Raw genomic sequence first — 12622 nt, forward strand, 5'->3', positions numbered from 1 at the left:
TGCAGCGGATGTTCAGCGGGCCTTGAGGATCTTCTCGGCGATCATCTGGCCGATGGGGATGGCCGAGGTGGCGGCCGGCGACGGGGCGTTGCAGACGTGGACCATGCGCGGGGTCTCGGCGAACAGGAAGTCGTGCACCAGGGTGCCGTCGCGCATCACCGCCTGGGCGCGGATGCCGGCCTCGTAGGGCAGCAGGTCCTCGACCTCCAGCGATGGGCAGTACTTGCGGCATTGCTCCAGGTAGCCACGCTTGAACAGCGAGTTCTTCATCTCGGCGGTGCCGGAGCCGAGGTTGTTCCAGAGGGTTTTCCAGAAACCGGGGAAGCGCGCGTACTCGGCGACATCGCGCCAGTTCACCGAGAACTTGCGGTAGTTCTCCCGGCCGAAACCCAGCACCGCGTTGGGGCCGACGGTGACACTGCCGTCGATCATCCGCGTCAGGTGCACGCCGAGGAACGGCAGCTCCGGGTCGGGGATCGGGTAGATCAGGTGGTTGACGATCTGGTTCTTGCTCGCCGGCAGGCGGTAGTACTCACCACGGAAGGGGATGATCTGGTGATTGATCTTCACCCCGGCCAGGCGCGCCAGGCGGTCGGACTGCAAACCGGCGCAGGCCACCAGCTGGCGGGCGCGCCAGGTGTGGCTGTCGCTGGTGACGGTGACGTGGTCGGCGTGCTCCTGGATGGCGCGCACCGTGGTGGACAGGCGCAGCTCGCCACCGGCCTGCTGGATTACCTTGGCCATGGCGTCGCACACCTGCGTGTAGTCGACGATGCCGGTGGCATCGAGGAACAGCGCGCCCTTGCCGACGATGTTCGGTTCCCGCTCGCGCAGCGCGCCGGCATCCAGGCGCTCGACCTTCAAACCGTTCTGCTGCGAACGCTCATACAGCGCCTGCATGCGCTGCACCTCCAGGTCGTTGGAGGCCACCAGCAGCTTGCCGCACACCTCGAAGGCGATGCCATGCTCGCTGCAGAAGTCCTTGGTGGCCTGGGCGCCGCGCTTGCACAGGTCGGCCTTGAGGCTGCCGGGGGCGTAGTAGATGCCGGCGTGGATCACGCCGCTGTTGTGGCCGGTCTGGTGGCGACCGAGGCTGGCTTCCTTCTCGAGGACCAGCAGCGAAGCGCCGGGGCGCTGCTCGAGCAGGGCCATGGCGGTGGCGAGGCCGACGATGCCGCCGCCGATGATGCAGTAGTCGTAGGTCATGCAGGGGTACCTTGGTGTTCTTGTCGGTGGATCTGCTTATCAGGTTGTCAGACTAATTAGTGCGTGTGAAAACCTCGCCAGGTTGCGATGAGGTTCTCCGGGGTCAGTCGAGGGCGGGAAGGTCGAGCTTCAGGCGTTTGGCCGAGGCGCGTAGATGGGCTTCGGCACAAGCGGCCGCCGCCTGCCGGTCGCCGTCGGCGATGGCCAGGTACAGCGCCCGGTGCTCGCGCAGGGCGTCGGCCGAACCACTCACTGAGGGGGTGGCGGAGTTTTCCCAGGCGGTGCGGCGCGCGGCGGCCAGCTGGCCGCCGAGGAAATCGTGGAAGGCGACGAAGTAGTCGTTCTTGCTGGCTTCGGCGATGGCGCGGTGGAAGGCCACGTCGGCGGCCGAGGCGGTGGCGAAGTCGCTGCGTTGGCCTTCCATGGTCTCCAGGGCAGCGGCCATGCGCTGCAAATCATCGGCGTCGCGGCGGCGGGCGGCAATGGCGGCGGCCTGGGTTTCGATCCACAGGCGCATCTCGAACATCTGCACCAGGTCCGGCTTGCGCCCTTGGCTGCCGGGGAAGCGGAACACCGTGCCGCTGGGCGTCTGCGAGATGTACGAACCAAGCCCGCGGCGGGCGATCAGCACGCCGTCGGCCTTGAGCTGCGCCACGGCCTCGCGCACCACCGAGCGGCTGACGTTCAGCTGTTCGGCCAGTTGCTGTTCGGTGGGCAGGCGCGATTCGGCGGCCAGGCGGCCGGCATCGATTTCGCCGCGGATGGCGCTGACGACCCGCTCGACGAGGGTGTCGGGGCGCTGGAGCTCGAGCATGGAAAGTGGTTTCTTGTTAGTCAGGTTGTCAGACAATGCCTGTGTCGATAGTGGCCTGTCAATCTCCTGGACGCTTGCGCGGGCCCTGTGGGAGCAACTGTCTTGTGCTGGCTGCACTGGCCCCTTCGCCGGCAAGGCCGGCTCCTACAGGTGCGGCGCTAGTCTTGAGACTGGCTCGATCCCTGTGGGAGCGGCCTTGTGTCGCGAAAGGGCCGCACAGCGGCCCCGGCAATTTCTGCTTCGCTGCCGAGATACTGGGGCTGCTGCGCAGCCCTTTCGCGACACAAGGCCGCTCCTACACGGGCGATGTGCTGGGCTCAGACCTCGGACACGAACGTCCCGGTCCCGTCGAGGATATTGCGCAAGGTCAGCGCCACTTCCTCCAGGTCGCTGCCAGCAGACGTCAGGATGATTTCCAGCGATTCATCCCCCTTCAGCGCATCACGATCCCCGGCCGCCACCTCGATCAGCAGCCGCTCGGCGCTCAGGGTCACCTTCAGCCCATCCAGCGTCGAAGGCTCGTCGTCCAGGGTGAGGTCGACGGTGTCCTCGTCCGGGTAACGGGTCAGCAGGAACATCTGGCCCTTGTCGCTGTGGCAGCACAGGGTCGCCATGTTGTCTTCCTCGTCGTCGCAGGGGGTGGCGAAGAGCAGGGCGGTTTTCAGTTGCATGGGCGGCTCGGGTCAATGGAAATGAACGGGAATTCTGACAGCCTTGACCGCCGCGATAAACGTAAAGTTACCGCCCCTTGACCGAATATGTCGCAGCGCTGCAAGCCGCGGTGACCGTTCAGTCGTTAAGCTCCCCAGTCGGTGGACATGACGCTCATGTCCAACGCCTGGTTTTACCGTCCGGCTTGCCGCGGGTTGGCTATCGTTGATCCGTACGTGGCGGACGCATGCGACGCTTCACCTATAACAAAGCCCAAGCGGAGTACCACAGATGGCGTTTTTCACCGCAGCCAGCAAAGCCGACTTCCAGCATCAACTGCAGGCGGCCCTGGCGCAGCACATCAGCGAGCAGTCCCTGCCACAAGTGGCGCTGTTCGCCGAACAGTTCTTCGGCATCATCTCTCTGGACGAACTCACCCAGCGCAGGCTGTCGGACCTGGCCGGCTGCACGCTGTCCGCCTGGCGCATCATCGAGCGCTTCGACCCCCAGCACCCGCAGGTGCGGGTCTACAACCCTGATTACGAACGCCACGGCTGGCAGTCCACGCACACCGTGGTCGAGGTGCTGCACCACGACCTGCCGTTCCTGGTCGACTCGGTGCGCACCGAACTCAACCGCCGTGGCTACAGCATCCACACCCTGCAGACCACCGTGCTCAGCGTGCGCCGTGGCAGCAAGGGCGAACTGGTCGAACTGCTGCCCAAGGGCACCCAGGGCGAAGGCGTCAGCCACGAGTCGCTGATGTACCTGGAGATCGACCGCTGCGCCAACGCCGCCGAACTGACCACGCTGACCAAAGAGCTGGAGCAGGTGCTGGCCGAGGTGCGCGGCGTGGTCGCCGACTTCGAGCCGATGAAGGCCAAGATCCGCGAATTGCTGGAGCTGGTGGAGCAGAACGCCTTCGGCCCGGCGCAGAGCGACAAGGCCGAGGTGAAGAGCTTCCTGTCGTGGCTGCTGGACAACCATTTCACCTTCCTCGGCTATGAAGAATTCACCGTCGCCTCCGACGCCACCGGCGGCCACCTGGTCTATGACGAGGGCTCGTTCCTCGGCCTGACACGTCTGCTGCGGGCGGGCCTGGGCGCCGATGACCTGCGCATCGAGGACTACGCCGTCGCCTACCTGCGCGAGCCGCGCCTGCTGTCGTTCGCCAAGGCCTCGCAACCGAGCCGCGTGCACCGCCCGGCCTACCCGGACTACGTGTCGATCCGCCAGATCGACAAAGACGGCAACGTGACCAAGGAATGCCGCTTCATGGGCCTGTACACCTCGTCGGTGTACGGCGAGAGCGTGCACACCATCCCCTACATCCGTGGCAAGGTCGCCGAAGTCGAGCGTCGCTCGCACTTCGACCCGAAAGCCCACCTGGGCAAGGAACTGGCCCAGGTGCTCGAAGTGCTGCCGCGCGACGACCTGTTCCAGACCCCGGTCGACGAGCTGTTCAGCACCGCCATGTCGATCGTGCAGATCCAGGAGCGCAACAAGATCCGCGTGTTCCTGCGCAAGGACCCGTACGGCCGCTTCTGCTACTGCCTGGCCTATGTGCCGCGCGAGATCTACTCCACCGAAGTGCGGCAGAAGATCCAGCAGGTGCTGATGGAGCGCCTGAAGGCCACCGACTGCGAGTTCTGGACCTTCTTCTCCGAGTCGGTGCTGGCCCGCGTGCAACTGATCCTGCGTGTCGACCCGAAGAACCGCATCGACATCGATCTGCAGCAACTGGAAAACGAAGTGATCCAGGCCTGCCGCTCGTGGCAGGACGACTTCTCGGCGCTGGTGGTGGAAAACTTCGGCGAAGCCCACGGCACCAATATCCTGGCCGACTTCCCCAAAGGCTTCCCGGCCGGTTACCGCGAGCGCTTCGCCGCGCACTCGGCGGTGGTCGACATGCAGCACGTGCTCAACCTGTCGGAAACCAAGCCGCTGGCCATGAGCTTCTACCAGCCGCTTACGCAACTGGGTGAGCGCCAGCTGCACTGCAAGCTGTATCACGCCGATACGCCCCTGGCGCTGTCGGACGTGCTGCCAATCCTGGAAAACCTCGGCCTGCGCGTGCTCGGTGAGTTCCCGTACCGTCTGCGCCACGCCAGTGGTCGCGAGTTCTGGATCCACGACTTCGCCTTCACCTACAGCGAAGGCCTGAACCTCGACATCCAGCAGCTCAACGACACCTTCCAGGACGCCTTCGTCCATATCGTCAAGGGCGACGCCGAGAACGACGCCTTCAACCGCCTGGTGCTGACTGCCGGCCTGCCATGGCGCGACGTGGCGCTGCTGCGTGCCTACGCCCGCTACCTCAAGCAAATCCGCCTGGGCTTTGACCTGGGCTACATCGCCAGCACCCTGAACAACCACACCGACATCGCCCGCGAACTGACCCGGTTGTTCAAGACCCGCTTCTACCTGGCGCGCAAGCTGACCCAGGACGACCTGGACGACAAGCAGCAGCGCCTGGAGCAGGCGATCCTCACCGCCCTGGACGAGGTCCAGGTGCTCAACGAGGACCGCATCCTGCGCCGTTACCTGGACCTGATCAAGGCGACGTTGCGCACCAACTTCTACCAGCCGGACGCCAACGGTCAGAACAAGTCGTACTTCAGCTTCAAGTTCAACCCGAAACTGATCCCCGAGCTGCCGAAACCGGTGCCGAAATTCGAGATCTTCGTCTATTCGCCACGGGTCGAGGGCGTGCACCTGCGCTTTGGCAACGTCGCCCGCGGCGGCCTGCGCTGGTCGGACCGCGAAGAGGACTTCCGCACCGAAGTGCTTGGCCTGGTCAAGGCCCAGCAGGTGAAGAACTCGGTGATCGTGCCGGTGGGCGCCAAGGGCGGCTTCCTGCCGCGCCGCCTGCCGCTGGGTGGCAGCCGTGACGAGATCGCCGCCGAAGGCGTGGCGTGCTACCGCATCTTCATCAGCGGCCTGCTCGACATCACCGACAACCTCAAGGACGGTGGCGTGGTGCCGCCATTGAACGTTGTCCGTCACGATGACGACGACCCGTACCTGGTGGTGGCGGCGGACAAAGGCACCGCGACCTTCTCCGACATCGCCAACGGCATTGCCATCGACTACGGCTTCTGGTTGGGCGACGCCTTCGCCTCGGGCGGTTCGGCCGGCTACGACCACAAGAAGATGGGCATCACCGCCCGTGGCGCCTGGGTGGGCGTGCAGCGCCACTTCCGCGAGCGCGGCATCAACGTGCAGGAAGACCCGATCACCGTGGTCGGTGTCGGTGACATGGCCGGCGACGTATTCGGCAACGGCCTGCTGATGTCCGACAAGCTGCAACTGGTGGCAGCGTTCAACCACCTGCACATCTTCATCGACCCGAATCCGGACCCGGCCACCAGCTTCGTCGAGCGCAAGCGCCTGTTCGACTTGCCGCGCTCGGCCTGGAGCGACTACGACACCAGCATCATGTCCGAAGGCGGCGGGATCTTCCCGCGCAGCGCCAAGAGCATCGCCATCAGCCCGCAGATGAAGGAACGCTTCGCCATCGAAGCCGACCGCCTGACGCCAACCGAGCTGCTGCACGCGTTGCTGCAGGCACCGGTCGACCTGCTGTGGAACGGCGGTATCGGCACCTACGTCAAGGCCAGCACCGAGAGCCATGCCGATGTCGGCGACAAGGCCAACGACGCCCTGCGCGTCAACGGCAACGAGCTGCGCTGCAAGGTGGTGGGCGAGGGCGGCAACCTGGGTATGACCCAGCTGGGTCGTGTCGAGTTCGGCCTGAACGGCGGCGCCACCAACACCGACTTCATCGACAACGCTGGCGGCGTGGACTGCTCCGACCACGAGGTCAACATCAAGATCCTGCTCAACGAAGTTGTGCAGGGTGGCGACATGACCGAGAAGCAGCGCAACCAGCTGCTGGGCAGCATGACCGACGAAGTCGCCGGCCTGGTGCTGGGCAACAACTACAAGCAGACGCAAGCGCTGTCGCTGGCGGCCCGCCGCGCCCGCGAGCGGATCGCCGAGTACAAGCGCCTGATGGCTGATCTCGAGGCCCGTGGCAAGCTGGACCGCGCCATCGAGTTCCTGCCCACCGAGGAGCAACTGGCCGAGCGCCTGGCCGCCGGCCAGGGCCTGACCCGCGCCGAGCTGTCGGTGCTGATCTCGTACAGCAAGATCGACCTCAAGGAGCAGCTGCTCAAGTCGCTGGTGCCGGACGACGACTACCTCACCCGTGACATGGAGACCGCGTTCCCGCCGTCGCTGGTGAGCAAGTTCGCCGATTCGATGCGCCGTCACCGCCTGAAACGCGAGATCGTCAGCACCCAGATCGCCAACGACCTGGTCAACAACATGGGCATCACCTTCGTGCAGCGCCTGAAGGAGTCCACCGGCATGAGCCCGGCGAACGTTGCCGGCGCCTATGTGATCGTGCGCGACATCTTCCACCTGCCGCACTGGTTCCGCCAGATCGAGGCGCTGGACTACCAGGTCCCGGCCGAGATCCAGCTGACGCTGATGGACGAACTGATGCGCCTGGGCCGCCGTGCCACCCGCTGGTTCCTGCGTAGCCGCCGTAACGAGCAGGACGCCGGTCGTGACGTCGCCCACTTCGGGCCGGTGCTGGCGCAACTGGGGCTCAAGCTCGACGAGCTGCTGGAAGGCCCGACCCGCGAGCGCTGGATGGTCCGCTACCAGGGCTTCGTCGAGGCCGGTGTGCCGGAATTGCTGGCGCGCATGGTTGCGGGTACCACCCACCTGTATACCCTGCTGCCGATCATCGAGGCCTCGGACGTTACCGGCCACGATCCGGCGCAAGTGGCCAAGGCGTTCTTCGCCGTGGGCAGCTCGCTGGACCTGACCTGGTACCTGCAGGAAATCAGCAACTTGCCGGTGGAGAACAACTGGCAGGCCCTGGCCCGCGAGGCGTTCCGCGACGATATCGACCTGCAGCAGCGGGCGATCACCATCTCCGTGTTGCAGATGGCCGACGCGCCGGACGACATGGACGCCCGGGTGGCACTGTGGTGCGAGCAGCATCGGGTGATGGTGGAGCGCTGGCGCGCCATGCTCGATGATCTGCGCAACGCCACCGGTACCGACTATGCGATGTACGCGGTGGCCAACCGCGAGCTGGTCGATCTGGCGATGAGCGGGCAGGCGGTGGTGATTCCGTCCTGAGCCTTGCATTGAAGTAAAAGAAAGCCCCGGCAGCGATGCCGGGGCTTTTTCATATCTGCTGGCCCAATTTCTGTGGGAGCGGCCTTGTGTCGCGAAAGGGGTGCGAAGCAGCCCCAGGATTTGTGCATCAAGCTGATATTGCTGGGGCCGCTATGCGGCCCTTTCGCGACACAAGGCCGCTCCCACAGGGGGCAGTGTGTTACTTGAAACGCCGTTCCACACCTTTCTCCACCAGGATCTTCGCCGAAATCTCCTCCACCGAGAAATGCGTGGAGTTGATGTTGGGGATGTTTTCCTTGCGGAACAGGTTCTCCACCTCGCGCACCTCGAACTCGCACTGGGCGAAGCTCGAATAGCGGCTGTTGGGCTTGCGCTCGTGGCGGATGGCGGTCAGGCGGTCGGGGTCGATGGTCAGCCCGAACAGCTTGCTGTGGTGCTTCTTCAGCACCGCCGGCAACTGCAGGCGCTCCATGTCGTCCTCGGTCAGCGGGTAGTTGGCGGCGCGGATGCCGAACTGCATGGCCATGTACAGGCAGGTCGGGGTCTTGCCGCAACGCGACACGCCCACCAGGATCAGGTCGGCCTTGTCGTAGTAGTGGGTGCGCGCGCCATCGTCGTTGTCGAGGGCGAAATTGACCGCCTCGATGCGCTCCATATAGTTCGAGTTGCCGCCGATCGAGTGGGATTTACCCACGGAATAAGACGAATGGGCGGTCAATTCCTGCTCGAGCGGGGATAAAAACGTCGAGAAGATGTCGATCATGAAGCCATTGGACGTGGCCATGACCTCACGGATGTCCTGGTTGACGATGGTGTCGAAGATGATCGGGCGCACCCCGTCGCGCTCGGCCGCGGCGTTGATTTGCTGGACCATGGCGCGGGCCTTGTCCAGCGTATCGATGTAGGGGCGGGTGAATTTGTTGAACGGAATGCTCTCGAATTGAGCGAGCAGGCTCTGGCCCAGCGTTTCTGCGGTGATGCCGGTACCGTCGGAGATGAAGAACGCAGTTCGTTTCATTTGCACCTGGGGCCTTAAGCTGCCGAATATTTCTGGATATGATAGGTTCGGTTTGCCGAACAGGGTCGTTTGGCATTCTCACTTATTTTCCAGGTCCAGGCCACAAGCGTCCCGGCCCAGTCGCAAAACCGGCAGGCGGGCGCCCTTGAGCTTTTCCAATACAGTTAGTGGAGAGATCACCTTGGTAGAGTACGTAGTTTCCCTCGATAAGCTCGGCGTCCATGATGTGGAGCATGTGGGGGGCAAGAACGCATCCCTCGGCGAGATGATCAGCAACCTCGCCGGTGCCGGCGTGTCGGTGCCGGGCGGCTTTGCCACTACGGCCCAGGCGTACCGCGACTTTCTCGAGCAGAGTGGCCTGAACGACCGCATTCATGCGGCGCTCGACGCCCTGGATGTGGACGACATCAACGCCCTGGCCAAGACCGGCGCGCAGATCCGCCAGTGGGTGATGGAAGCCGAATTCCCGGCGCGCCTGGATTCGGAAATCCGTACGGCCTTCGCCGAAATGTCCAAGGGCAACGACAACATGGCCGTTGCCGTGCGCTCCTCGGCCACCGCCGAAGACCTGCCTGACGCCTCCTTCGCCGGCCAGCAGGAGACCTTCCTCAATATCCGCGGTGTCGACAACGTCATCCGCGCCGCCAAGGAAGTCTTCGCCTCGCTGTTCAACGACCGCGCCATCGCCTACCGCGTGCACCAGGGCTTCGACCACAAGCTGGTCGCCCTGTCCGCTGGCGTGCAGCGCATGGTCCGCTCGGAAACCGGCACCGCCGGCGTGATGTTCACCCTTGATACCGAATCGGGTTTCCGCGACGTGGTGTTCATCACCGGCGCCTACGGCCTGGGTGAAACCGTCGTGCAGGGCGCGGTCAACCCCGACGAATTCTATGTCCACAAGCAGACGCTGCAGGCCGGTCGCCCGGCGATACTGCGCCGCAACCTGGGCAGCAAGGCCATCAAGATGGTCTACGGCGAAGAAGCCAAGGCTGGCCGTTCGGTCAAGACCGTCGAAGTCGACCGTGCTGATCGCGCGCGCTTCTGCCTGAGCGACGCCGAAGTCAATGAACTGGCCAAGCAGGCCATGATCATCGAGCAGCACTACCAGCGCCCGATGGACATCGAGTGGGCCAAGGACGGTGACGACGGCAAGCTGTACATCGTCCAGGCCCGCCCCGAGACCGTGAAGAGCCGTTCCAGCGCCAATGTCATGGAGCGCTACCTGCTGAAGGAAAAGGGCACCGTGCTGGTCGAAGGCCGGGCCATTGGCCAGCGCATCGGCGCCGGCAAGGTCCGCGTCATCCACGACGTCTCGGAAATGGACAAGGTCCAGCCGGGCGACGTGCTGGTCTCGGACATGACCGACCCGGACTGGGAACCGGTGATGAAACGCGCCAGCGCCATCGTCACCAACCGCGGCGGCCGTACCTGCCATGCGGCGATCATCGCGCGTGAACTGGGCATCCCGGCGGTCGTCGGTTGCGGCAACGCCACCCAGGCGCTGAAGGACGGCCAGGGCGTCACCGTCTCCTGCGCCGAAGGCGATACCGGCTTCATCTTCGAAGGCGAGCTGGGCTTCGACATCAAGCAGAACTCGGTGGACGCCATGCCCGAGCTGCCGTTCAAGATCATGATGAACGTCGGCAACCCGGACCGCGCCTTCGACTTCGCCCAGCTGCCCAACGCCGGTGTCGGCCTGGCACGCCTGGAGTTCATCATCAACCGCATGATCGGCGTGCACCCCAAGGCGCTGCTCAACTACGCCGGCCTGCCGCCTGAGCTCAAAGACAGCGTCGACAAGCGCATCGCCGGCTACGACGACCCGGTCGGTTTCTATGTCGAGAAACTGGTCGAGGGCATCAGCACCCTGGCCGCGGCCTTCTACCCGAAAAAGGTCATCGTGCGCCTGTCGGACTTCAAGTCCAACGAGTACGCCAACCTGATCGGCGGCAAGCTGTACGAGCCGGAAGAAGAAAACCCGATGCTGGGCTTCCGTGGCGCCTCGCGCTACATCAGCGAATCGTTCCGTGACTGCTTCGAACTCGAGTGCCGCGCGCTCAAGCGCGTGCGCAACGACATGGGCCTGACCAATGTCGAGATCATGGTGCCGTTCGTGCGCACCCTGGGCGAGGCCAGCCAGGTCGTCGACCTGCTCGCCGAGAACGGCCTGGCCCGCGGCGACAACGGCCTGCGTGTGATCATGATGTGCGAGCTGCCGTCCAATGCCATTCTGGCCGAGGAGTTCCTCGAGTTCTTCGATGGCTTCTCCATCGGTTCCAACGACCTGACTCAGCTGACCCTGGGCCTGGACCGCGACTCGGGGATCATCGCCCACCTGTTCGACGAACGTAACCCGGCCGTGAAGAAGCTGCTGGCCAACGCCATCCAGGCATGCAACAAGGCCGGCAAGTACATCGGCATCTGTGGCCAGGGCCCGTCGGACCACCCGGACCTCGCCAAGTGGCTGATGGAGCAGGGTATCGAGAGCGTGTCGCTGAACCCGGACTCGGTGCTCGAAACCTGGTTCTTCCTGGCCGAAGGCCAGGGCGCGGCCTGATGTGATCGGCGGGAGCGCTGTTGCGCTCCCGCTGCGGACCCTGTAGGAGCGGGCTTGCCCCGCGATAGCGCCAGTGCGGACGCCTCGGTCGTCTGGTCTGGCCAGATCGCGGGTCAAGCCCGCTCCTGCATTTCGTTTCCCTTGTATGTTTGTGAGCCCATGCAAAGCAGCAGCACCCTTTTCCCCGTCGCGTTGCTCAGTGCCGAGCGCCGTGGCGACCTCAGCGAAGACGTCTATCGGATCAAGGCCGGCAACAGCCCGGACCCGAGCGTCGAACTGGCAGTCACCCGTCTGGGGCTGGCTGATCAACGGCGCGCCCAGGGCGTGCCGGTCATTCTGCTGCACGGCAGTTTTTCCAACCGACGGTTCTGGTTCTCGCCCAAGGGCATTGGCCTGGGCGCCTTCCTCGCGCGCGCCGGTTTCGACGTGTGGGTCCCGGAAATGCGCGGTCATGGCCTGTCGCCACGCAACCGCGACTGGCGGCACAACCGGGTAGCGGACTACGCCCGCTACGACTTGCCGGTGATCGGTGCGTTCGTTCACGAGCAGACCGGGCAGGCTCCGCACTGGGTTGGGCACTCGTTGGGTGGCATCACGCTGGCTGCGGCCCTGGGCAGCGGATACCTGGAGGTCGGGCTGGTGGCCAGTGCGGCGCTCTTCGGCACCCAGGTCAGCCGGGTCTACTGGCCATTGAAGGTGCCGCCGGTTGAGTGGGGCGCGCGTCTGTTGATCAAGCGGTTTGCGCAGATTTCCGGCTCGCGCCTCAAGCGCGGCCCGGAAGACGAGCCCATTGGCCTGGCCCTGGAAAGCCTGCGTTGGAACGGCCTGTTCGGTCGTTTCGGTGACAAGGAGCAGGACTGGTGGGCGGGGTTGGCGGATGTCGAGGTGCCGTTGCTGGCAGTGGCCGGCGCGGCGGACTTCCAGGACCCGGTGTGGGCCTGCCGCAAGCTGTTCGAGCAGTTCGGCGGCGACAGCAAGCAGTTCCTGCGACTGGGGCGGGAGGAGAGTTTCGAGCCCTTCGGGCATGTCGACATGCTGGTCAGCAAGGCGGCGCAGGCACAGGTGTGGCCGCTGGTGGAACGCTGGTTGAGAGATCCGTTGATCCCAGTACATGCCTCGACGGTTGCAGTGGAGCCGGTGGCGGTAAGCTAACCACTTGCGCCTGTGCTGAACGCTGCGCCGTACCTGTAGGAGCCGGCCTTGCCGGCGAATGGGCCAG

Annotated in this window: 7 protein-coding genes; 3 read left to right on the plus strand and 4 right to left on the minus strand. The window is 64.7% G+C overall.

What is annotated here, in order from left to right:
• Positions 1-12 precede the first annotated feature (12 nt).
• The 3 genes from lhgO to PSEEN_RS08110 form a co-directional block, all read right to left on the minus strand.
• The gene (gene lhgO, locus PSEEN_RS08100) at positions 13-1206 is read right to left on the minus strand and encodes an L-2-hydroxyglutarate oxidase (protein WP_011532992.1); all 1194 of its coding nucleotides are present in this window, start codon (positions 1204-1206) and stop codon (positions 13-15) included.
• A 103-nt stretch (positions 1207-1309) separates the two neighbouring features.
• Positions 1310-2020, minus strand: a complete 711-nt coding sequence (locus PSEEN_RS08105) for a FadR/GntR family transcriptional regulator (protein WP_011532993.1) — start codon at positions 2018-2020, stop codon at positions 1310-1312.
• Between the two features lie 317 nt (positions 2021-2337).
• Positions 2338-2691, minus strand: coding sequence for a hypothetical protein (locus PSEEN_RS08110; RefSeq protein WP_011532994.1), 354 nt, complete (start codon positions 2689-2691; stop codon positions 2338-2340).
• Between the two features lie 271 nt (positions 2692-2962).
• On the opposite strand from PSEEN_RS08110, the gene PSEEN_RS08115 reads away from it, so the two are divergent.
• Positions 2963-7828 (plus strand): NAD-glutamate dehydrogenase, encoded by a 4866-nt coding sequence (locus PSEEN_RS08115; protein ID WP_011532995.1) that lies wholly within the window; start codon positions 2963-2965, stop codon positions 7826-7828.
• Between the two features lie 199 nt (positions 7829-8027).
• Here PSEEN_RS08115 and ppsR read toward each other — a convergent pair whose 3' ends face one another.
• Positions 8028-8846, minus strand: a complete 819-nt coding sequence (ppsR, locus tag PSEEN_RS08120) for a posphoenolpyruvate synthetase regulatory kinase/phosphorylase PpsR (RefSeq protein WP_011532996.1) — start codon at positions 8844-8846, stop codon at positions 8028-8030.
• A gap of 181 nt (positions 8847-9027) precedes the next feature.
• Between ppsR and ppsA the strand changes: the two genes are divergently transcribed.
• Both ppsA and PSEEN_RS08130 read left to right on the plus strand, forming a co-directional pair.
• Positions 9028-11403: a phosphoenolpyruvate synthase gene (gene ppsA, locus PSEEN_RS08125; RefSeq protein ID WP_011532997.1), complete on the plus strand. Its 2376-nt coding sequence runs from the start codon at positions 9028-9030 to the stop codon at positions 11401-11403.
• Between the two features lie 159 nt (positions 11404-11562).
• Entirely contained in the window at positions 11563-12555 is a 993-nt protein-coding gene (locus PSEEN_RS08130) for an alpha/beta fold hydrolase (protein WP_011532998.1), read from the plus strand.
• The last annotated feature ends 67 nt before the right edge of the window (positions 12556-12622 follow it).

Source organism: Pseudomonas entomophila L48 (assembly GCF_000026105.1).
Taxonomy (GTDB): Bacteria; Pseudomonadota; Gammaproteobacteria; order Pseudomonadales; family Pseudomonadaceae; genus Aquipseudomonas; species Aquipseudomonas entomophila.

Coding starts and splice junctions, on each gene's coding strand:
- lhgO (WP_011532992.1), bottom strand. CDS start 1,206: ATGACCTACGACTACTGCATCATCGGCGGCGGCATCGTCGGCCTCGCC.
- PSEEN_RS08105 (WP_011532993.1), bottom strand. CDS start 2,020: ATGCTCGAGCTCCAGCGCCCCGACACCCTCGTCGAGCGGGTCGTCAGC.
- PSEEN_RS08110 (WP_011532994.1), bottom strand. CDS start 2,691: ATGCAACTGAAAACCGCCCTGCTCTTCGCCACCCCCTGCGACGACGAG.
- PSEEN_RS08115 (WP_011532995.1), top strand. CDS start 2,963: ATGGCGTTTTTCACCGCAGCCAGCAAAGCCGACTTCCAGCATCAACTG.
- ppsR (WP_011532996.1), bottom strand. CDS start 8,846: ATGAAACGAACTGCGTTCTTCATCTCCGACGGTACCGGCATCACCGCA.
- PSEEN_RS08130 (WP_011532998.1), top strand. CDS start 11,563: ATGCAAAGCAGCAGCACCCTTTTCCCCGTCGCGTTGCTCAGTGCCGAG.